Origin of the sequence: Sulfurimonas autotrophica DSM 16294, from assembly GCF_000147355.1 — a bacterium.
In the GTDB taxonomy this organism is placed as follows: domain Bacteria; phylum Campylobacterota; class Campylobacteria; order Campylobacterales; family Sulfurimonadaceae; genus Sulfurimonas; species Sulfurimonas autotrophica.
In genome coordinates this window covers 2,045,726-2,066,492 of the sequence record NC_014506.1, presented here as the reverse complement: position 1 = coordinate 2,066,492, position 20,767 = coordinate 2,045,726, and the positions used below count along the sequence as shown (strand labels likewise).

Below are 20,767 nucleotides of genomic sequence, written 5' to 3'. Positions count from 1 at the left end.
TTTATATTATGATAGAATGGAATGAAGGCTTAAATCTTGGTATAAAAGATTTAGATGATGACCATAAGCAACTGTTAAATATTATAAATGAACTGTTAGATGCTATAAACAAGGATATGGCAGCTAATATCATTGCAGAGAAATTTACACAATTACAATCCTATACCCAAAGTCACTATAGACGAGAAGAGGAGTATTTAAGAAAATGTGGATGCATAAAGCTTAAAGAGTATAAAGCCAAGCAGCATATATTTAATAATAAAATTGTAAATTTAAAAAAGAAATTAGCATCTTTGCAAAATTATGAAATATTTCAAGAAATTAGTTTATTTTTAACAGAATGGTTAGTCAGTCATATTATAGAAGACAATATTTCAGCTATTAATGCTCTTGGAGAATGTGATTTAAATCAAAAAAAAGAGGAGGCTGATACCTCTTTTTTTGCAAGATTAAGTAAAAAAACGACTGATAAGTTTAGTTTTACAAAGCGGATATTTTTCTCTGTTTTGATTCCTTTTATGGGAATGCTGCTTTTTGGTTCTATTGTTATATTTGCTAATTTCAATAAGTATTTAGATATGAAAAAGATATATACAATTACAAGTGTTATTCCATATACAAATGATCTTATACACAATTTGCAAATTGAAAGAGGTTTAAGCAGCGGTAGTTTAAGTTCAAGAGAAGGGAAATTCAAAGATGCTTTACAAAAAGAAAGAAAAATAGTTGATAAAAAATTAATAGCATTTATAAATAAAATAAATACCAGTTCAACTTTCAGTGCAATACCTATAGAGCCATATATAAAAATATTTAGCAAGAATAGAGTACTTTTAGCAAATGTTCGTAAAAAAATTGACAATAGAACAGTATCTAAAAAGAAAGCAATAAGTATTTATACAAATATAATAAAGGATATGCTTGAGATAACCCCAAAATTAGCATCATTAAAAATTACTAAAGAGTTGTCTTCTTCTATAATTACATTATCAGCTCTTCAAAACTTCAAAGAATCTCTTGGACTGGAAAGAGCATACGGAACAATTATATTAGAAAATAAAAATGCAAGTGCAGAAGAATATATTGCTTTTATGCAATTATTAAGCAGGCGGGATACTTTTTTATATATGTTTAACAATACAGCTACTAAAGCACAAAAAACAACTGTTAATTCCATTATGTCTTCCATAAAGATAAAAAAGATTAACAAGGATGAAAAAGATATTAGAAATTATCATTTTGGTAACTTAGATTCTAAGAACTGGTTTAAGTTAACAACAGAATTTATCAATAGAGTTAAGTTATTTGAAGATAAATGTACATCAGATATTAATACATATGTTGAAACTCAAATAGATGATACGGTCATAAATTTTATTATATGGATTATATTTAATACGTTTATACTTTTTATAACTTTATTCATATTATATACTTTTAGGAGCAGCACAAAGTTACAGATAGAACAACTAACAAAAGCAATGAAAAATCTGGCAAGAGGAGGGAGAAGTTTAAGACTTTCTCCGATAAAACTGCATAGAGATGAGATGGCTTATATATATGATGCTTATGAGATAACAAGACAAAATCTTCTTAAAGGTGATATATACACACAGATGTACCTCAATCAAAAAGAGATAGAATTAAAAAACAAACAAAAAGAAAATCTACAACTTGAAGAGATGGCATTTATTGACCCCTTAACGGGTGCAGTTAATCGTCGTAAAGGTGAAGAGCTCTTTGCTTTAGAGCTTGAACGCGCTACCCGATATAAAAGGGATTTAAGCTTTTTAATGCTTGATATTGACCATTTTAAGCAGGTGAACGATACTTATGGACATGCCGTAGGAGATGAAGTGCTTAAACATTTTTCATCTATATGCCTGAAGATGGCTAGACATTTAGATGTGGTTGCCAGAATCGGCGGAGAAGAATTTGCGGTAATGCTTCCTGAGACTAATAGTGAAGGTGCTTATGAATTTGCCGAGAGATTTCGTGAAAAGATTTGTAATTCCAGTGTTATCATAGATAATACTACGACAATAAAGTATAGTGTGAGTATTGGTATTTCAAGTTTAGATATAACTTATGACAAAGATGTAAAAACAATTTTAGAAAGAGCAGATAAAGCTCTTTATCAGGCCAAAAAGTCGGGAAGAAATACTACCAATATATATATTACTTAGTGATTTGTATTTTTTCATCATACTCCTGCATGATGTCATCAAGTGCCGTCTGCTGGAGCTCTAACTCTTCAAACATTGTCTCAACTTGATTTTCCATTGCTGAGACGGTTTTTGAGAGTTCCATCAAAGTAGCACTGTCTCCTGCATTTGAAGCTTCTACAAGCTCTTCATGCTTGAGTGAAAGCGTGTTTTCAAGTTCCATGATTTTGTCTTCAAGTTTATCGACTTTTTTCTTAAGTGGGGAAGTGAGTTTATTGCGCTCTCGTATAAGCTCGGCGCGAAGTTTTTTATTTTCTTTATGGTTTGATTTTGGTGCCTCTTTTACTTTTTCTTCTGTTTCCTCTTGATCTTCCCAGCCGATTTTTGCCAAAAAGTCATCATATCCGCCGTCAAAATACTCTGCTCCCTCTTTTGCAAAAATGATAAGTCGGTCACATACACGGCGCAACAACTCTTCGGAGTGGGTTACGATGATGCTTGAGCCTTGAAAGTTGTTTATAGCGTTTGTGAGGGCTTCTATGCTTTGCATATCGAGGTGATTTGTCGGTTCATCTAAAAGCAGCAGATTTACATCTTTGGCTATGATCTGTCCAAGCATAACGCGGCTTTTTTCGCCGCCTGAGAGCAGTGAAATTTTTTTCTCGGCACTCTCGCCGCTGAACATCATCGCCCCGCAGATACTTCTGACATTTGCTTCACTGAGTTTTGCGTTGGCATTGTAAATTTCATCCATGATGGTATTGTCAGGGCTTAGATGGGCTATATTTGTCTGCCCGAAGTGGGCAAATTTTGTGGAGGCATTAAAATTTATTTCTCCGCTGTTTGGTTTGAGTTCGCCTGCAATGGTGTTTAAAAGGGTTGATTTTCCTTTACCGTTTTTCCCGATGATGCCGAGTGTTTCACCTTTTGCCAGCGTAAATGAAATATTTTGAAAAAGCGGGGTATCAGGATTGTAGCCAAAACTCAAATCTTTGACATCAAGAAGCACTTTTGCAGGTGTCTCTTTGTAGTTAAAGTTAAAAGCGAGAGATGTATCCAAGTTTAGGTCTTCGAGTCGGTCCATCTTTTGGAGCTGTTTTACCTTGGACTGTGCAAGTGAAGCCGTAGAGGCACGGGCTTTGTTTTTGGCTATGAACTCCTCAAGCTCTTTTACTTTTTTGTCTTGGGAGAGTTTTTGTTTTTGGTGGAGTTCATCATCTGCTTGGAGCTGGGCATAAAATTTATGTGTACTGCCTTCGACCATTTTAATATTTTTTCGCACTATTCCGGCTGTGTGCGTGCAAACGGCGTCCATGAAGTTTCTGTCGTGGGTTATCAGTATTACTTCGCCGTCAAAATTTCTTAAAAATGTCTGCAGCCAGCGCAAAGAAACAATATCAAGATAGTTGGTCGGTTCATCGAGCAATAATAAATTGGGTTCTGTGACTAATAGCTTTGCAAGATTTATGCGTATTTGATAGCCGCCTGAGAAGGAAAGCGGATCTTTGTCCAAATCATCTACACTGAAGCCAAGTCCGAAAAGAATTTTCTCAACCCTGTATGTGTCATATTGCATCTCTTCATTCAGCGCAAGTGCAGCTTCTTCTTTGAGTGTTTTTTCACTAAAGCTCAGATGCTGTTTGAGTGTACCGATACGGTAATTTTTAGGGATGATGACTTCCCCTTCATCTGCATGGTCTTCACCTGTGATGATTTTAAAAAGAGTAGACTTTCCGCTCCCATTACGCCCGACAAGCCCAAGACGGTTTCCTGAATTGAGCTTCAGATTAAGGTTTGTAAAAAGTTCTTGTGTTGTAAAAGATTTTGAAATATTTGTTAGTTGAATCATAAGTGCAAGTGTACACAAAATCACTTTAAGCACTATTTATTTGTTATAAGTTATAATGAACATATGAAAAGTTTTAATATGTTATTTCAAGATGAGAAATCATTAGATGAATTTATTACATTACATCCCATAGATGAGGCGAAGAATCTTTTTGTTCAAATTTTCAGCGGTGTTGTAGATATTGATATTTTTATGAAGATATCTCGAATACTCAAAGAGAAGCTTCCACATGCAAATATTATTGGTACAACGACTAACGGAGAGATTTTTGATGGTGAGATGCTTGAAGAGGGTGTTGTGCTCTCGTTTGGTGTTTTTAAAAGTTCAAAAGTCATGTCCAAGTTATATAAATTTGATAAAACATTTAATTTAGAAGATATTAAAAATGATTTGATTTTTGATGATACAAAAGCGATGATTATCTTTAGTGACGGACTGAAAAGTGATGCAGAGACTTTTTTAAAATCTGTATGTAACCTCAAGCCTGAGATGGTCATTGCCGGTGGAAGAGCAGGAGACAAAGAGTTTAAGCAGACTTATGTCTTTACAGAAGAAGAGTTAACGGACAACGGCTGTGTGATTGCAACGATTAGCAGCAATGATTTGATTGTGAATAGTGACTATATTTTTCAGTGGACTGCTGTCGGCAGAGAGATGGAAGTGACAAAAACTAAGGACAATGTTTTATACGAACTTGATGGTATTCCTATTATAGATATTTATAGAAAATACCTTGGAGAAGATGTTGTCAAGAATATGCCCGCATCATGTATGCCTTTTCCGCTTGTTTTAAATAAAGAGGTTTTGCTAGTTGCAAGAGATCCTGTTGGAGTTACAAATGATAATGGCCTGATTTTTGGAGGTAAATTTGAAGAGGGTGACAAAGTGCGTTTTAGTTTTGCAAATATTGAAGATTTAATAAGTAATTTGGATGTTTATTTTGAAAAATTTCAAAGTATACCTGCCGAAGCAGTGTATGTTTATTCTTGTGTGGCAAGAAAAGCACTGCTACAAAATAAACTAATGGATGAGATAAATATACTCAATTCATTAGCTCCTGCAGTTGGGTTTTTCACTTTTGGAGAGTTTTTTCATTCTAGAAAAATTGTCGAACTCTTAAATGTGACGACAACTTTTATGATGCTCTCAGAATCGAAAAAAGTTCTCAAAAAAAAGTTGAAAAAAGGTGCACTCAACCATTTTGATCCTATTAGAAAAGCACTGACAAATTTGGTAAAAGTGACAACACAGGAACTTGAAAATATTTCGACGCATGATAGTCTGACATCTTTATATAATAGAAGTGAATATAAGCGAATACTAGAAAAAAAAATAAAAAGTGCACAAAGATACGGGGATAAATTTGGGCTCATTATGATGGATATAGATTTTTTCAAACGCGTGAATGATAAGTATGGTCATAATGTAGGCGATGAGGTGCTCAAAATTTTTGCTTCTATACTTAAAGAGTATGTAAGAGAAGATGATTTTGTGGCAAGATGGGGCGGAGAGGAATTTATAATTATTGCCAACCATGCCGGCAATAAAGAACTTGAAAAACTGACAAAAAAACTTCAAAAAGAGATTGCAAAAACATCTTTTGCGCCTGCACCACAACTGTGTGCATCATTTGGATTGACTGCTTATATTGCGGGTGATACGGAGGAGAGTATATTTAAAAGAGTCGATGATGCGCTCTATATGGCAAAACAAACAGGACGAGATAAATATATAATTAGTTAATTTTTTACATATTTTGTGTTATAATTGAAAAAAACAGCCTAAGGAGGATATTATGAATATTACTCAATATACATTTAGATCACCATATCCCAGTCCTGTTCAAGTAGGTCATTTGGATCCTAATTCTGTGAAGGATGATTCTTCTTCATCGAAGGGGGATACTTCATCACTTTTAAAATCTACGAATCAGACGCTCACTGAGGCTAAAACGGTGGAGTCTTCTTTAAAAAGTGAAGTAAAACCTGTTGTCTCCAGTGGAGAGTCATTGGATGTGTACGCTTAAAGAGCTAAGGCTGATTGCACCTCTTTAAGCATCCATTTCCACTCTCCGTAGCCGCTGTCGGCGTTTATATGTCCGGCATTTTCTAAAACTTTCATTGTTACATGTAAGCTTTGTTGTAAGTTCTGTGCTTCATCAACACTCAGATAAGGGTCATTTGTTGAAGTAATAAGCAATGTATCTTTTGCATATAAGTTCAGAGGCGGAGTGAGAGGGAAAAATTCTTCTAATTCTTCTACTTTACATGTAAGACTAGGCGGTGTAACAAGGTAAAGTTTTTCTATCTTTTTTATGCTCTTTTTATGACACAAATGAAACCATAAAGTATTTGCCAAAGAGTGGCAGATGACAATATCGGGTCTAAAGTCATCAAGAGCTGTGAGAAGTTCCTTCATCCAGATATCGAGTTTGGGTGCATCAAAATTGGAGAACTTTAAAAAATTGACACAGCCGTACTCTTTTGCTATTTCACCAGCAAGCCAGCTTTGCCAATGTGGAAAATCACTCCCACCCCAGCCATGAAGCAGTAAAACTTTTTTTGCCATGATTATTCTACCAGTTTGGCAAAGTTTTTAATTGTAAAAAGGCGTAAATTTTCACCTTTTAGGGCTTTAAGTTCGCTTGAAAAGCCTTTTTTGGACACAATGACAAAAATATCTGTATCAATGTTGGCTTTTTTTGCAAATTCCTGCAAGCGGGTAAGCTCACTCTTTTTGACTTTTGCATTTGTATATTTTGTACTGCCGAGTATAATTTTTCCAGATTTTGTTTTGGCAAAGATGTCAAACTCTGCTTCTTTGTCCCAGTAGCTTGAAATTTCTACAATTGGATCTTCTTTGGCAAAAATATCTTTGATGAGTTCATGAGCGAGTTGTGTAAATATGAGGTTTGTAAACTCGGCTTCTCTGTTTTGCCATCGTTTTTTTATCTCAGAGTAGTCACCGCCCTTAATACCTTTAAAAAGTGGAGAGACAAAAGCAAACCAAAAACGTAAAAAAGGCGTTGTGAAGTAAAGTTTGTTGTCGATTTTTTCATCATCACTCCAAGAAGTAAACTCTTTTTTTGGCTTTTCAACACGGATTATTCCTCGATCAACGAGTTCGACAACAGCTTTGTCTCCAACTTCTTTTTCAAGTTTTGCACGCTTGTAGCTTGAGTGTGTTTTCCCGTCGCCCATAGCAACAGCACTAAGCAGAGCATGGTAAAGCGGTGCACCGCCGGTAATGTCGCTGACATCATTGCGAATATAGTTATAATCTTTGAGTATTAATTTTTCTATAAGTTCGTATGATGGCTTGGATGTGTCTATGTCACCCCAGCCGACACCGCCGAAAATTGCAAATTTTTCTACTAAATCTTCAAAATTCTTGCTTGGATGCTCTTTGTAAAATATTTTGAACTCTTCTTTGAGTGTTGTGTTGTCTGAAATCAAGATGCTTTCCTTGTTGCTTGTTGGTGCAATTATACACTAAAGATTTTCATTCGTATAAATTTTTCACTCTCCATCACTAACATAAGAAGCAGAGCAATAGATATTAAAAGAAACCACATAGACGAATCAACCGGTTTAAGCCCTAAAACAGACTGCATAAATGGATTATGCATACTAAAAAGATGAATACCAAATGCGCCCACTACAGACATCCATAAGAATTTGTTTTGTTTATGATTAATCTCAAAAAGAAAATGATTTTCACTGCGCGAATTGAAAACATGTACATTTTCAAACAAAACCATCAGCAACAGAGTGATATTTCTAGCAGTATCCACACTGTAGCCGTTGTTAAGTAAAATATAAAAAAGTGAAAAGGCTGCAACTCCCATATAAAGACCTGCTACAATCACTCTGCTAATCATAGGCTTGTTAAAAATCGGCTCTTTTGGACTGCGTGGTTTACGTTTTAAAACTCCGGGTTCTCCTTTCTCAAGTCCAAGTGCGACATCTTGAATTCCATTGGTTACGAGATTGAGCCATAACAGTTGTATGGGAAGCAGCGGAATCGGCAATGCAAAGAGGATAGCCAGCAAAACAAGAATAATTTCTGCAAATCCGGTAGATATAAGTAAATAAATAACTTTTCGAATATTGTCATAAGCAATTCTTCCCTCTTCGATACCACTGATAATAGAACCGAAAAAATCATCTGTCAAAATAAGGTCACTGGATTCTCTGGCTACATCTGTGCCGCTTTTTCCCATTGCTATACCGATATTTGCGCTTTTTAAAGCAGGTGCATCATTGACACCGTCTCCGGTAACTGCAACAAAATTTCCAGCATCTTGAAAAGAATTTACGATAATCTGCTTTTGCTCGGGCGAGACTCTGGCAAAGACTTTTTTATTTATTATTGTCTCTTTTAGAGTCTCTTTTTCTTGAGCGTGGGTAAGTGCAGTACCGTCTATTACCTCTTCTTTATCAATGGCAATTGAGAGCTCTTTTGCAATAAAATAGGCAGTATTGGGGTGGTCTCCCGTGACCATCACAACGCTTACTCCTGCTTCTTGAGCAATTTGTACCGCCTCATGTACGCCATCTCTTAATGGGTCTATAATTGTCACAAAACCAAGATAAGTGTAAGCATTATCGGCTATTGCTGTTTCACTGTTTTGTTTGTAAGCCAAAGCAATATTTCTAAATCCTTTTTCTGCCCATTCGTTTACCGTATTTAGAATATGTTCTTTTTGTTCAGGCTCAAGAGAAGATTTACTCACAATAATTTCAGGGGCACCCTTTATAAAATCAAAAATTCCACTATCGAGAGTGCATTTAACAGCCGCATAGCCGTTTTGCGGTTCATAAGGAATTTCTTGCAAGGGTTTGATATGCTGATACTTTTGAAAAAATTCACTGTTTACATGTAAAACATACCTAATAAGTGCAATATCAACCTGGTCTCCTGTGACCTCTAAAGTATTATTCTTTTGTATTACAGTGGCTTCATTGCACAGCATTGCACAAAGCAGGGCTTTTGTGTGCGCATCATTATCCTCATTGAGTGCTATGAAATTTTCAACACTAAGCATATTTTGGGTCATAGTTCCTGTTTTATCACTGGCAATTAAAGTACAAGAACCCAGCCCCTCAATAGCGGAAAGTTTACGTACAATTACATTTCTTTTACTCATCGAGGCACTTGCAGCACTAAGTGCTACTGTAATGGCAATAGGAAGGCCTTCAGGCGTGGCAGAAACGGCCAAAGCAACAGTAAAGAAGAATATTTCCTTAAGCCCTACACCTTGATAGATGCCAATAAATATAATAATAACAATAACAGTAGCAAGGATTTTTAAGATATTGAATGAAAATTTTTCCATGCGAATCAACAGAGGCGGTTTTGCAACTTCAGAGGTCAGTAAAAGCTCAGAAATTTTTCCGACTTCTGTCTGTCCTGCTATTGCTGTGACAACGCCTATAGCTCTGCCTTTTGTGACGAGTGAACCTGCATAGAGCATGTTTCTTCGATCGGCTACAGGTTCGTCAATATCAGTAGATATGTAATGTGAATCTTTACTGACATCTATGGATTCTCCTGTGAGAAGTGATTCGTTTAGAAATAAATCTTTGCTTTGTATCAGACGCACATCAGCAGGCACTTTTACTCCCGATTCAAAAAAGAGGATGTCTCCTACTGTGACTTCTTCACTGGGAATTTCTACTTTTCCCCCATTTCTAAGAGCAAAAATATAGGTTTTAATCATCTTTTTGAGAGCTTGCGCACTTTTATTTGCCTGATACTCCTGATAGGTTCCTATGACTGCATTTATTAAAAGTACAGCTACAATAAATCCGGCATCACTGAACTCTCCAATAGCAAGAGATATTACAGCAGCTGCAATTAAAACATATATAATGGGATTTGTAAATTGTTGCAAAAAGATTTGAAACAAAGTAGTTTGTTTTCCCTGAGGAAGTATGTTCTGCCCAAAATGTTTTTGTCTCATCTGTACTTCTTGAGTTGTTAAACCGTTTGGTGTAGCATCCACATCACTAAGCGTGGTTTGAATACTTTTTGTGTGAAACATAGCTTCTCCTCTTTATTCAGAGTTGTATAGTACCATTCTATCATATTATATTGATTTAAAAATATTACACAAATACTACACACTTAAAATGTATAATTTTTCTAATGTAACATATGTCGCATAAAAAAAACTTATTTTTATGTTACAATTGTTCTAACTTAAAATATCAAAGGATAACAGAATGAAAAAGTTAAATCTTACAGCTCTACTTTTAGGAGCAGCTCTATTTACAGGATTAGGTGCCGTTTCACTAAGTGCGGGTGATATGAAATGTGGTGCAGGAAAATGTGGTTCTTCAATGGAAAAACCAATGAAAAAAGCTGATGGTTCTAAATGTGGTGCTTCAATGAAAAAAGAAGGTGGAAAATGCGGTGCTTCAATGAAAGAAGAAAAAAAAGAAGAGAAGAAAAAATCTATGAAATGCGGTAAAGGTAAATGTGGAAGCAACTAAGTAGTTGCTTCTTGTAACAGAGAGTTTTTCTCTGTTACAACTTCAGTCTCATTCTATCCTCTGCAAAAATAACTTTTCCATCATCTTCTTTTTAACGTTTGCTTTTGTTCTTGAAGTATAGCACAAATAAATATTGCACACTTGCTACACAAAGTAGAGGTACAATACTTTTATAAAACTTAAGGAGTTTATTATGGGTATCAAAAAATTATATCTTGAATTTTCACGTTTGGGTGAGTATTTGCAATCATTAAGTCTGCTTTTTGCAAGGTTATTGGTAGCATACGGTTTTTATGAACCTGCTATGATGAAGTGGAATGATATAAAGTCAGTTGCCGAATGGTTCGGTTCTATGGGCATCCCGTTTCCGACACTCAACGCTTACATGGCTGCCAGTACAGAAATAACAGGTGTAGTTTTACTGACCTTAGGACTTTTTACAAGGATTATTTCTATTCCTATGATTATAATTATGATAGTTGCCATAGTAACAGTGCATCTGCATAACGGTTTTTCTGCAGGAGACAACGGTTTTGAAATTCCACTCTATTATATGGCATTTTTATTGATATTTCTTTCTTACGGTGCCGGTAAATTTTCATTAGACAGACTTATCTTTGGAGAGAAAAATTAAAAGATGGAAGCCTTAGTCCATTTCACACATGAAATAGGGGAGATACACTTTCCTATATTGATGTTTTTACTTAAAGCATTTTTTATTCTTTTTATTGTTGCTTCCATTGTTTTATTTATATATGACAGGTATATTCAAAGAGAGAATCAGCTGCTGATCAATTATCCTCTAATCGGTCGTATACGTTATTTGTTCTATGCACTTCGCGATCCGATGCGTCAGTATTTCGGAGATGAAAAATTTTATGAGTCATTTGATAAAGTAAAATGGGTTTATGATTCGGCTGAGCGTAAATCGGCATATGCCTCTTTTTCTCCGGGACAGCCTCAGCATAGTGCGAGACTGGGTATAAAAAATGCCAACTGCGTTCTCAATACCCAAGATGTGAGCGATGATTTTTCTGTAACTTTTGGAGAAAATTCTCTCAAGCCTTTTAAAACGAGATCTATTCTCGGACGAAGTGCTATGAGTGACGGTGCTATCTCTCCTGAGGGAACACGTGCCTTTACCAAAGGGGCATATCACGGAAAGTTTCCTATAAATACAGGAGAAGGAAGTCTCACTTCAAACTTTTTTTATACGCATAAATATACAAGAGAGTGTAAATTTTTTCAAACACAGGAGGGAACATTTTTTGCAAAAAATGTTTATAAACTTGTAAAAATCTTCATCAACGGGGCAGCGGCACAAAAGGTATATAAACATATGGTTGTGACGACTCCTGCTCCCGACAGTTACCTCTTTGATAAAACTGAATTGGTCTTTTACCGAGTTAATTGGGATGCTCCTGTGGCAACTTTTCCTTCAGAGGTTCCTGATGACATGCCAGATATTATTTTTCAGATGGGAAGCGGCTTGTATGGTGTGCGTGACAAAGAAGGAAACTTTTGTGAAGAACGATACCAAAAAACGATGCGTTTTTGTAAAATGACGGAGATAAAAATGGCACAGGGTGCAAAGCAGACGGGTGGCAAGCTGCTTGCATCTAAGGTAAGTGAAGAAATCGCCTATTATCGAGGGGTAGAAGCTCATAAAGACTTGTTCTCTCCAAATCAGTTTCCTTTTGCCCATACCGTAGAAGAACTTTTTGATTTTATAGGCAGACTCAAAGAGTTGTCCGGGAAGCCCGTAGGTGTGAAAATCGTTATATCTTCACAAGAAAATTTTACTCAGTATGCAGATTTAATGAAAGAGCGTTTGGAGACAGGCTCAAATGCTTACCCTGATTTTATAACCATAGACGGCGGTGACGGCGGGAGCGGTGCTGCACCTTTGGAGATGATGTTGAGTGTCGGTATGACGATAACAAAAGCACTTTATATCGCAGACAGTGAGTTAAAAAAAGCCGAAGTACGTGAAAAAGTTAAACTTATTGCAAGTGAAAAAGTTTTAACACCTGATGATGCCATAGTACTTTTTGGCCTGGGAGCTGATTATGTAGCAATTGCAAGAGCATTTATGATGAGTGCAGGATGTATACGTGCACGAGAGTGCTCCGGTGCACATGGACGTGCCTGCCCGGTAGGTCTGGCAACACAGGACAAGAAAAAAAGAGCTTCATTTCTAATAGAGAAAAAAGCTATAAATATTGCATCTTATCATGGACAGTTACTCTCAGGTATACGCAATTTACTTGCTATTATGGGAATCAATCATATATCTAAACTTAGTAAAGAGAACCTTATTTTTAGAGATTACAGCGGAAAAACATATATGAATGTTGAACATTATTTTGAAGAAGCTTTAGTGGATTAGTACACAATTGCTACACAGATTTTAAGTATAATATTTTTAAAACACGTAAAAGGAGGATGTTATGTGTATCCCTCATGGTGCTACCCGCACGGTAAATACAGGCTTTATAAAAGAGGCAAAGCCCAAAAAACATATAAAAAAACCTTCAAAAAATATGCTTGAAAAAGGTGATCCTGACTTTGTAGATGAGCGTAAACATACCAATGCAACCAAAAAAGAAGAGTCGTTTTTTGACAAACTTTTTAAAGATTAAGTGATGTCGGCATTGCGATCAAGAAGAAATTTTTTAAAGGCAGGTTTTTTATCAAGTGCTGTTTTTTTAATGGACGGATGTAACCTTTTCGGTGTAACAACCCCAATGCAGACGCTTGGACTTATGCATAAAGATCTTTTTCCACATGCACAAGAACTCGGTATAAAGACCACTTCATATATGCAGATAGTTTTTAATCATTTTCGTATCAGTGATGCAGACAAAACTTTTTTAAAAAATGGCGTGAAATGGCTCAATGAAGAGAGTATTACGCAATATAAACAAGAGTATGCAAAGCTTTCTTCAAAACAGAGACAAAATATTCTGGCAACTGTTACCAAAACAGAATGGGGGGATAGCTTTGTATATAATGTGATGAACTATATGTTTGAAGCAATGCTCGGTGACCCGATATACGGCGGAAATAACCATGAAGCCGGCTGGAAATGGCTGCAGTTTCAAGGCGGGAAACCAAGCCCAAAACAAGCTTACATGTAACGTGAGGAAAAATAAGAATGGTTGATATATGTATAATCGGCAGTGGAGCAGGCGGCTCGCCTATAGCGTATGAGCTTGCAAATGCAGGATTCAGTGTTGTAGTTTTGGAAAAGGGCGAGAATTATACAGAAAATGATTTTAACAAAGATGAAATCGGCGTCACGCGACGTGATATGTTTACCCCGCCTTTGAATGAACAAAAACATATTATAAACGAGTATAAAGAGGACGGTACATTTGAGCGTTATGACGGTGAAGAATCAAGCTGGAATTTTTGGAACGGTTCACTTGTGGGCGGCTCGTCAAACCTGATGAGCGGATATTTTCACAGACTCAAGCCCAATGATTTTAAACTTAAAAGTGTCTATGGCAAAATAAAAGGCGCAAATGTGGTTGATTGGCCTATCAGCTATGAAGAGCTTGAACCATACTATGACAAGGTTGAAAAAGTTGTCGGGGTAAGCGGTAAAATTGTACAGCATAAGCATCTTGAACCTCGCTCAAGTGCAGATTTTTTTTACCCCCAGCTGCAGACAAACGGTGTTACAAAGTGGTTTGACGGGGCATGTAAAGAGTTGGGTTATGTGCCCATTCCTACGCCCCGCGCGATATTATCTCAAAATGCACTTGGACGGAACGGCTGTTACTATTCTAATTTTTGCGGCAGTTACGGTTGTGCAAGCGGTGCAAAAGGAAGCGGACGTGCAGCTCTGCTTCAAAAGTGTGATGCTAAAATCATTACAGATGCTTTTGTGTATAAACTTGAGAGTACAAATAAAAAGGTAACAAGAGCCTACTATTACACAAAATACGGTATCAGACACTCTGTACAGGCCAAAATTTTTGTACTTGCGGCGCAGGCTATTGAGAGTTCAAGACTGCTGCTTAATTCTAAAAACAGGTATTTTCCTAACGGTTTGGCAAATTCCAGCGGGGAAGTAGGCAAAAATTTAATATTTTCAGCAGGGGGCAGCGGCAGCGGACGATTTGTTTTTGAAAAATTGACACTGCAGCAACAAAAAGAGCTGATGGAGGTCGGTGTCTTTTTTAACCGTTCTTTGCAGGACTGGTATGAATATAGTGAAGAAGACAAAAAATACAAAGGAGGAACAGTAGACTTTTTATTCGAGCATCAAAATATCATTTCACGTGTGATGCGTGAGGTGTATGATGAGGAGGGGAACCTTTTGTGGGGCGCTGCACTCAAGGAAAAGCTCCATAAAAGATTGATGACTTCAAGAGTGCTTACCTTTGAAGTGTTTAACGACTGGCTTCCTACAGATAAATGTTTTGTAAGTGTTGATGAAACAGTAAAAGACAAATACGGTGTACCTGTGGGCGTGATTAATTTATACGGACATCCGCATGATTTGGCTGTAGGAGAATATTTGGCAAAAAAAAGCGTCAAAGTATTACAAAAACTCGGCTGTGAGGAGATTGATTATTCTATTTCTGCAGCACCGCCTCCTAATCTTGTTGCCGGTGGATGCAGATTTGGAAATGATGCAAAAAAATCGGTACTAGATAAAAACTGCAAGGCACATGATTTGGAGAATCTTTATGTCGCTGATGCCTCATTTATGCCCACAGGAGGAAGTGTTCCGTATACCTGGACGATTTATGCAAACTCTTTTCGTATTGCAGATGTTATAAAGAAACAACTACCGAAGTGCCATTTTTTATACAACACTCAGGCAGGAAAACCTTGCTTATGAGACAGAAAAAGAGGATAACAGTTTCGGTATGCAAAGAGTTGAAATTATTGCTAAAAAAAGCGGCTTTGTATTAATGCAAGTTTGTTTGAATGTGTGCCGAGGAAATAGCAAATTGTTTTTTTTAAGAAATATCGGCGTATAATCTTTACATGTAGACTATATAAAGGATTTATAATGGCAATAGTAAGATCTTACGGTGCAACGAAAGAGGTGACAGGTTCATGTCATGTGTTTGAAGTCGGCGGTGTAAAAATCATGATAGACTGTGGGATGTTTCAGGGGTTAGATGAAGATAAAAATGAAGAAGCATTTTATTTTGAGCCTGCAAGTATAGACTATCTTTTAGTAACACATGCCCACCTCGATCATGTCGGGCGCATTCCTAAGCTGGTAAAAGAAGGCTTTAAGGGGAAAATTTATGCAACTTCTGCCACAATGGATTTAGCGCAGATAATTTTAATGGACAGCGCAAAGATAATGAATGAAGATTTTCAAACACGTTACAGAAAAGCATTGCGTAAAGGGAGAGAAAAAAAACTCTCTAAGCCGCTTTATGAGCCCTTGGATGTTGAAAAAACTTTTCAAATGATGGAATGGATTAATCCGGAATATGATAAATATTATAATTTATGTGAAGGGGTCAGTTTTATCTATCGTAATGCCGGACATATTTTGGGCTCAGCTTTTATAGAACTTTCTTACATGGAAAAAAGTGATTCTCATACCATAGTATTTTCCGGAGATATTGGCAATGATAACGGCTTGGTAATGCCTAACTTGAATAAATGTGACAAAACACAGAGCCTCTATGTGGAAACAACGTATGGAGACAGAGATCATCAGCCGATTGACGCGACAATCAAAGAGTTTAAAGATGTTATTGTAAAAACTTTAAACAGCCATGGAAATGTGCTTATTCCATCTTTTGCAGTGGAGAGAACACAGGAATTACTATGCATTCTGCGAGACATGTATGAGAGCGGGGAATTACCTAAATGTAAAGTTTTTTTAGACTCTCCAATGGCAACAAAGGCAACGGCAGTGTATAGAACGTATGTTGATGAATTAACGAACAAATGCCAAAAAAACGTTCAACAAGATGGGACTGTTTTTAATTTTGAATCACTCATATATACTGAAACACCGGAAGCTTCAAAAGGAATAAACGACGTACAAAGCCGTGCTATTATCATAGCCGGAGCAGGAATGTGCAACGGTGGAAGAATTACGCATCACTTTAAACACAGAATTTGGGACAAACGTAATGCAGTGGTTTTTGTAGGATTTCAGGCTGAAGGTACTTTGGGACGTGAAATTGTTGATGGAGCGAAGTGGATAAATATTTTGGGTGAAGATATTATTGTAAAATCTTCTATTCATACCATCAACGGCTTTTCTGCTCATGCGGACAGAGATGGTATTATGGAATGGATTTCAAGTATGAAAGATTTAAAAAAAGTGTTTTTTGTGCATGGAGAATTGGAAAGTCAAAAATCATTTAAAGCGATGGTAAAAAAAGAGCTGAATTTAGATGGACATATTGTAGCCTTTAAAGAAAAAATAGTCCTTGATTAGGACTATTTTCTTTCAAAGTTTCGTATTTTTTAGACGCAGAGCATTTGTAATGACAGAAACGGAACTGAAACTCATTGCCGCTGCTGCAATAATAGGGGAGAGAATAATACCAAAAAATGGATAAAGCACGCCCGCGGCAACCGGAACTCCTGCACTGTTGTAAACAAAAGCAAAAAAGAGATTTTGTCTGATATTTTTCATGGTGGCGCGCGAGAGTTTGAGTACCTTGACGATGCCAAGCAGGTCTCCTTTTATAAGAGTTACTCCTGCACTCTCAATTGCCACATCTGTTCCTGTTCCCATAGCAATTCCGACATTTGCCTGTGCCAGTGCAGGGGCATCGTTTATACCGTCACCGGCCATTGCAACAAGCGCTCCATTGCCTTGAAGCTCTTTTATAACATCAGCTTTACCGTCAGGCAGAACATTGGCATAAACTTTTGCTATGCCAAGTTTTTTGGCGACGGCATTGGCTGTAAATTCATTGTCGCCGCTGAGCATTACAACGGTTATGCCTTCATTATTTAATGTCTGTACCGCTTCAACTGAAGTTTCTTTTATAGGGTCTTCTATAGCAATAATCGCGCAGTAATTATCATCTATTGCCATAAAAATAATACCTTTGGCATCATTTCTCATTGCATCTGCATTTTCTTTCGCATCTTCAATAGAAATGCCTTGCTCTTTTAAAAGTTTTTCACTTCCTAAAATTATCTTTTTACCGTCAATTTGCGCGATAACACCTTTACCCGGGACAGCTTCAAAGTTTTCTACGTTAATGAGTGAAATATTTGACTCTTTTGCGTACTCTATGACAGATTGTGCAAGCGGATGTTCACTTGCGCGCTCTAGTGAAGCGGCATATTTTATAAGCTCATCTATGTCATACATTTCGGTTGTAAGAAAATCAGTTACTTTTGGTTTCCCCAGTGTGAGGGTTCCTGTTTTGTCTACAACCAATGTGTCTATTTTCTCCATAGTTTCAAGCGTTTTGGCATCTTTAACCAAAATGCCTGAGAGTGCTGCTCGACCGGTTCCCACCATAATCGAAATCGGTGTAGCAAGTCCCAAGGCACACGGGCAGGCTATAATTAAAACAGAGACTGCCGCTACAATTGCGTAAGTGAGCTGAGGTTCGGGTCCAAAAGCCCACCAGCCTATAAAAGCAAAAACGGCAGAAAGAACAACTGCGGGTACAAAGTAACTAGATACCGTGTCAGCCAGCTGTTGAATAGGTGCACGGGAGCGTTGGGCCTGTGCTACCATTTGAACAATCTGTGCAAGCATAGTATCACTACCTACTTTTGTCGCCTGCATTATCAATGTCCCATTTTTATTGATTGTTGCACCTATGAGATTCTCTCCTGCTGTTTTTTGTACAAGAACAGGCTCTCCTGTTATCATAGACTCGTCAATATTACTTTGTCCTTCTACAACAACTCCATCAACAGGAATTTTCTCTCCCGGTTTTACTCTGAGCTTATCTCCGGTATGGACAAGTTCGAGGTTTACATCTTCTTCATTGCCCCCGTCATCTATAATTCTGTGTGCCTGTTTGGGTGCAAGATTAAGCAGAGTTTTTATGGCTGTATTTGTTTTACTCCTTGCACGTAGTTCAAGGACCTGTCCTAAAAGAACAAGTGCGGTAATGATGGCTGCCGTTTCAAAATAGACATGTACGACACCCTCCTTTGTATGCATAAGGGGTGGAAAAATTTCAGGTAGAAAAAGTGCAACAAGACTGTAGATGTATGCAGCTCCCACACCCATAGAAATCAGCGTAAACATATTTAAATTCCAGGTTTTTACAGACTGATATCCTTTGACATAAAAAGGCCAGCCGCCCCAAAGAACAACAGGGGTTGTCAGAAAGAATTCAATCCACTGTATCATTTGCGCTGATAGTGAAGATGGAATATATTGGGGTGCTAAATCATTAATCATCGTTAATGTAAAAAGAGGAATTGACAAGACGGTACTGACCCAAAAACGGCGGCTCATATCATCAAGTTCTTCGTTTTTTTCTTTTGCCTCTACAGTAGTTATAGGCTCAAGATGCATACCGCATATCGGACAGTCTCCCGGTTCATTACGAATAATTTCCGGGTGCATAGAACAAGTATAAGAAATATTTTCTTCGTCTTTGTTTTGCTCACTCATAATACACCTCCAAATCAATGTTTAAGCTGCTCTTTTTTTCGTTTGTATTCTTCTTCATCTATTTCACCGTTTGCGTACTTTCGGTCTAAAATATCTTGTGCTGATTCTATGTCATTTTTATTATTGCTGTTGATAAAATAAAAAAGAGCAAAAATAAAAAGTAGCGGAACAATCCATCCAAAACTCATACCAAATCCCCACTCATGCATAATAAATCCTTATTTTTTAAGTTTATAAAATTATAGTGAGAGTTTGTGTAGCGTTTGTGTGTCAAAAAAGGAGACTTTCCAAGAGTATAACCGCTTCTGTCAATACTTTAGGTAAAAACATCATAGGTTTCAGCAACTCCAATGCGAAACTCATCCACATTCACAGGTTGTATATCATTGCCGTCAGCCGCAACAACTTTCATTTTGCGCACATCAAAAAAGGTCATAGACGCTGCATTGATAAAACGGAGTCTAATTTTTTCGCCGTTCCACATTTGACGTTCTTTAAAAGCCTCTAAAAATCCCCGACAGTTCTTTGATTAAAATTGTAATAATCAGGAGAGAGCTTGAGTTTTCTATAAATATTTGCGGGCTTTTCATCGGAATAATCAGACAATATGACAACATAATCTTTATCATACTTATATGGTTCTGCCTTTTTGGCTTTTTAGTGCCGGATTTAAAAGTTGAGTGTTGTTTTTACACGAGATCTTTTGCCTTTTTTAGGGGTTATAAATATATGCAGCTGCCATGTTCCGCTCATAGCAAGATTGACTGTTGCTTTATATTTTCCGCTGCCAATATTTGTTGCATTTGCTTTTGAACTCATTGCAGGCATGCCGGGCATTGCCGGCATAAATGCTTTGAGTGCCACTTTTGCATCAGTTATAAGTTTACCGTTTTTTTTGATAGTTACAATAATTGTGTTTGAACCGGTTGTAAGCGGTTTGTCCGCAGTAATATGAACTGTTGTTGTTCTAAATTTTGCATCTTTGCTAAATGCCGCCTGAACAAGTGTTGCTCCTAAGAGCAGTGTAAAAAAAATCTTTGCTAGAGTTTTCATGGTGTCATCCTTTTGTGTTTTGTTGCTAAAAGTATATAGTTTTAGTGTGTAGCATTTGTGTGCGTGCAGTACATTACAGCACAAACAGTACACAAAAAAATTATATAATTATATAAATAAAAGGATAAATTATGTTTACTGCATTTAAAACAGAAGAAAAAAATAATTGTTGCACACCACAACCGAAGGGGAAAGTGGAATGTCCTAGTTGTCATGAGAAAGCCAAAGGAGTACTCGGTAAAACTCTGCAGCATCTTTTGAAAGACGATGCAAAAGCAAAACTTTCTTGTTTTGACGGCTTTTATTATTGTAAAACAGCTACATGTAAAGTTGTTTACTTTAGAAATAATGAGATTTTGACACAAGATGATGTAAAGGTTGTGGTTGGTCTTAAAGAGGGTGCCGAACCTGCAACAGTTTGTTACTGTTTTGGATGGAGTAAAGAAAAAATCAAAGCAGAACTTGAAGCAGCAGGCAAAACAACAGTGTTAGAAGATATCAAAGCAAAAATGCAAAATCCGGGCTGCTCTTGTGAAATACTCAATCCCAGCGGTGGGTGTTGTCTGGGGGATGTGAGCAAAGCCATAAAAGAGATACAAGAAATAGTATAAAT

Annotated in this window: 19 protein-coding genes; 11 read left to right on the top strand and 8 right to left on the bottom strand. The window is 36.9% G+C overall.

The annotated features are described in order from the left end of the window. The first annotated feature begins 8 nt into the window (after positions 1–8). Positions 9–2,186 carry a bacteriohemerythrin gene (locus SAUT_RS10525; protein WP_013327873.1) on the top strand — a complete coding sequence of 726 codons (2,178 nt, stop codon included), beginning with the start codon at positions 9–11 and terminating at the stop codon, positions 2,184–2,186. Here SAUT_RS10525 and SAUT_RS10520 read toward each other — a convergent pair. Next, positions 2,179–4,014: an ABC-F family ATP-binding cassette domain-containing protein gene (locus SAUT_RS10520; protein WP_013327872.1), complete on the bottom strand. Its 1,836-nt coding sequence runs from the start codon at positions 4,012–4,014 to the stop codon at positions 2,179–2,181. The two genes, SAUT_RS10525 and SAUT_RS10520, sit on opposite strands and share 8 nt — an antisense overlap. A 63-nt stretch (positions 4,015–4,077) precedes the next feature. Between SAUT_RS10520 and SAUT_RS10515 the strand changes: the two genes are divergently transcribed. Further along, entirely contained in the window at positions 4,078–5,757 is a 1,680-nt protein-coding gene (locus SAUT_RS10515; protein ID WP_013327871.1) for a sensor domain-containing diguanylate cyclase, read from the top strand. Between the two features lie 52 nt (positions 5,758–5,809). Further along, complete coding sequence (locus tag SAUT_RS10510) at positions 5,810–6,040, top strand: hypothetical protein (RefSeq protein ID WP_013327870.1); 231 nt, start codon at positions 5,810–5,812, stop codon at positions 6,038–6,040. Here the strand turns inward: SAUT_RS10510 and SAUT_RS10505 are convergent. Genes SAUT_RS10505 through SAUT_RS10495 form a run of 3 tightly spaced genes read right to left on the bottom strand, consistent with a single transcriptional unit; the run spans position 6,037 to position 10,060 of the window. Next, complete coding sequence (locus tag SAUT_RS10505) at positions 6,037–6,582, bottom strand: RBBP9/YdeN family alpha/beta hydrolase (RefSeq protein ID WP_013327869.1); 546 nt, start codon at positions 6,580–6,582, stop codon at positions 6,037–6,039. The two genes, SAUT_RS10510 and SAUT_RS10505, sit on opposite strands and share 4 nt — an antisense overlap. Positions 6,583–6,584: 2 nt before the next feature. Then, positions 6,585–7,469: a DUF234 domain-containing protein gene (locus SAUT_RS10500; protein WP_013327868.1), complete on the bottom strand. Its 885-nt coding sequence runs from the start codon at positions 7,467–7,469 to the stop codon at positions 6,585–6,587. A 29-nt stretch (positions 7,470–7,498) separates the two neighbouring features. After that, positions 7,499–10,060: a cation-translocating P-type ATPase gene (locus SAUT_RS10495; RefSeq protein WP_013327867.1), complete on the bottom strand. Its 2,562-nt coding sequence runs from the start codon at positions 10,058–10,060 to the stop codon at positions 7,499–7,501. Between the two features lie 181 nt (positions 10,061–10,241). Here SAUT_RS10495 and SAUT_RS10490 point away from each other — a divergent pair, with 181 nt between their 5' ends. The 7 genes from SAUT_RS10490 (at position 10,242) to SAUT_RS10460 (ending at position 16,941) form a co-directional block, all read left to right on the top strand. Then, positions 10,242–10,511 carry a hypothetical protein gene (locus tag SAUT_RS10490; RefSeq protein WP_013327866.1) on the top strand — a complete coding sequence of 90 codons (270 nt, stop codon included), beginning with the start codon at positions 10,242–10,244 and terminating at the stop codon, positions 10,509–10,511. Positions 10,512–10,704: 193 nt separating this feature from the next. After that, a complete protein-coding gene (locus tag SAUT_RS10485; protein ID WP_013327865.1) occupies positions 10,705–11,145 on the top strand; it encodes an HvfX family Cu-binding RiPP maturation protein in 441 nt (146 codons plus the stop codon). A 3-nt stretch (positions 11,146–11,148) separates the two neighbouring features. Continuing rightward, on the top strand, positions 11,149–12,900 hold the full coding sequence (locus tag SAUT_RS10480; RefSeq protein ID WP_013327864.1) for an FMN-binding glutamate synthase family protein: 1,752 nt from the start codon (positions 11,149–11,151) through the stop codon (positions 12,898–12,900). A 61-nt stretch (positions 12,901–12,961) separates the two neighbouring features. Continuing rightward, positions 12,962–13,153, top strand: a complete 192-nt coding sequence (locus SAUT_RS10475; RefSeq protein ID WP_013327863.1) for a hypothetical protein — start codon at positions 12,962–12,964, stop codon at positions 13,151–13,153. A 3-nt stretch (positions 13,154–13,156) separates the two neighbouring features. Further along, positions 13,157–13,651: a gluconate 2-dehydrogenase subunit 3 family protein gene (locus SAUT_RS10470; RefSeq protein ID WP_013327862.1), complete on the top strand. Its 495-nt coding sequence runs from the start codon at positions 13,157–13,159 to the stop codon at positions 13,649–13,651. A gap of 17 nt (positions 13,652–13,668) precedes the next feature. Beyond that, the gene (locus SAUT_RS10465; RefSeq protein WP_013327861.1) at positions 13,669–15,366 is read left to right on the top strand and encodes a GMC family oxidoreductase; all 1,698 of its coding nucleotides are present in this window, start codon (positions 13,669–13,671) and stop codon (positions 15,364–15,366) included. A gap of 174 nt (positions 15,367–15,540) precedes the next feature. Next, the gene (locus SAUT_RS10460; RefSeq protein WP_013327860.1) at positions 15,541–16,941 is read left to right on the top strand and encodes an MBL fold metallo-hydrolase RNA specificity domain-containing protein; all 1,401 of its coding nucleotides are present in this window, start codon (positions 15,541–15,543) and stop codon (positions 16,939–16,941) included. A 12-nt stretch (positions 16,942–16,953) separates the two neighbouring features. Here the strand turns inward: SAUT_RS10460 and SAUT_RS10455 are convergent, their stop codons facing one another. The 4 genes from SAUT_RS10455 to SAUT_RS10445 all read right to left on the bottom strand — a co-directional run bounded on the left by SAUT_RS10455 (position 16,954) and on the right by SAUT_RS10445 (position 20,154). Continuing rightward, positions 16,954–19,101, bottom strand: a complete 2,148-nt coding sequence (locus tag SAUT_RS10455; protein WP_013327859.1) for a copper-transporting P-type ATPase — start codon at positions 19,099–19,101, stop codon at positions 16,954–16,956. A gap of 14 nt (positions 19,102–19,115) precedes the next feature. After that, positions 19,116–19,310, bottom strand: a complete 195-nt coding sequence (locus SAUT_RS10450; protein WP_013327858.1) for an SHOCT domain-containing protein — start codon at positions 19,308–19,310, stop codon at positions 19,116–19,118. Between the two features lie 107 nt (positions 19,311–19,417). After that, the gene (locus SAUT_RS11595) at positions 19,418–19,585 is read right to left on the bottom strand and encodes a cupredoxin domain-containing protein (protein ID WP_281046387.1); all 168 of its coding nucleotides are present in this window, start codon (positions 19,583–19,585) and stop codon (positions 19,418–19,420) included. 185 nt (positions 19,586–19,770) lie between these two features. Next, a complete protein-coding gene (locus tag SAUT_RS10445; RefSeq protein ID WP_013327857.1) occupies positions 19,771–20,154 on the bottom strand; it encodes a FixH family protein in 384 nt (127 codons plus the stop codon). Positions 20,155–20,285: 131 nt separating this feature from the next. Between SAUT_RS10445 and SAUT_RS10440 the strand changes: the two genes are divergently transcribed. Next, positions 20,286–20,765 (top strand): putative iron-sulfur cluster-binding metallochaperone, encoded by a 480-nt coding sequence (locus SAUT_RS10440; RefSeq protein ID WP_013327856.1) that lies wholly within the window; start codon positions 20,286–20,288, stop codon positions 20,763–20,765. The last annotated feature ends 2 nt before the right edge of the window (positions 20,766–20,767 follow it).

Excerpts from the sequence above, each read along its gene's own strand:
- SAUT_RS10525 (WP_013327873.1), top strand. The coding sequence starts at position 9 with ATGATAGAATGGAATGAAGGCTTAAATCTTGGTATAAAAGATTTAGAT.
- SAUT_RS10520 (WP_013327872.1), bottom strand. The coding sequence starts at position 4,014 with ATGATTCAACTAACAAATATTTCAAAATCTTTTACAACACAAGAACTT.
- SAUT_RS10515 (WP_013327871.1), top strand. The coding sequence starts at position 4,078 with ATGAAAAGTTTTAATATGTTATTTCAAGATGAGAAATCATTAGATGAA.
- SAUT_RS10510 (WP_013327870.1), top strand. The coding sequence starts at position 5,810 with ATGAATATTACTCAATATACATTTAGATCACCATATCCCAGTCCTGTT.
- SAUT_RS10505 (WP_013327869.1), bottom strand. The coding sequence starts at position 6,582 with ATGGCAAAAAAAGTTTTACTGCTTCATGGCTGGGGTGGGAGTGATTTT.
- SAUT_RS10495 (WP_013327867.1), bottom strand. The coding sequence starts at position 10,060 with ATGTTTCACACAAAAAGTATTCAAACCACGCTTAGTGATGTGGATGCT.
- SAUT_RS10490 (WP_013327866.1), top strand. The coding sequence starts at position 10,242 with ATGAAAAAGTTAAATCTTACAGCTCTACTTTTAGGAGCAGCTCTATTT.
- SAUT_RS10485 (WP_013327865.1), top strand. The coding sequence starts at position 10,705 with ATGGGTATCAAAAAATTATATCTTGAATTTTCACGTTTGGGTGAGTAT.
- SAUT_RS10480 (WP_013327864.1), top strand. The coding sequence starts at position 11,149 with ATGGAAGCCTTAGTCCATTTCACACATGAAATAGGGGAGATACACTTT.
- SAUT_RS10475 (WP_013327863.1), top strand. The coding sequence starts at position 12,962 with ATGTGTATCCCTCATGGTGCTACCCGCACGGTAAATACAGGCTTTATA.
- SAUT_RS10470 (WP_013327862.1), top strand. The coding sequence starts at position 13,157 with ATGTCGGCATTGCGATCAAGAAGAAATTTTTTAAAGGCAGGTTTTTTA.
- SAUT_RS10465 (WP_013327861.1), top strand. The coding sequence starts at position 13,669 with ATGGTTGATATATGTATAATCGGCAGTGGAGCAGGCGGCTCGCCTATA.
- SAUT_RS10460 (WP_013327860.1), top strand. The coding sequence starts at position 15,541 with ATGGCAATAGTAAGATCTTACGGTGCAACGAAAGAGGTGACAGGTTCA.
- SAUT_RS10455 (WP_013327859.1), bottom strand. The coding sequence starts at position 19,101 with ATGAGTGAGCAAAACAAAGACGAAGAAAATATTTCTTATACTTGTTCT.
- SAUT_RS10450 (WP_013327858.1), bottom strand. The coding sequence starts at position 19,310 with ATGCATGAGTGGGGATTTGGTATGAGTTTTGGATGGATTGTTCCGCTA.
- SAUT_RS11595 (WP_281046387.1), bottom strand. The coding sequence starts at position 19,585 with ATGTGGAACGGCGAAAAAATTAGACTCCGTTTTATCAATGCAGCGTCT.
- SAUT_RS10445 (WP_013327857.1), bottom strand. The coding sequence starts at position 20,154 with ATGAAAACTCTAGCAAAGATTTTTTTTACACTGCTCTTAGGAGCAACA.
- SAUT_RS10440 (WP_013327856.1), top strand. The coding sequence starts at position 20,286 with ATGTTTACTGCATTTAAAACAGAAGAAAAAAATAATTGTTGCACACCA.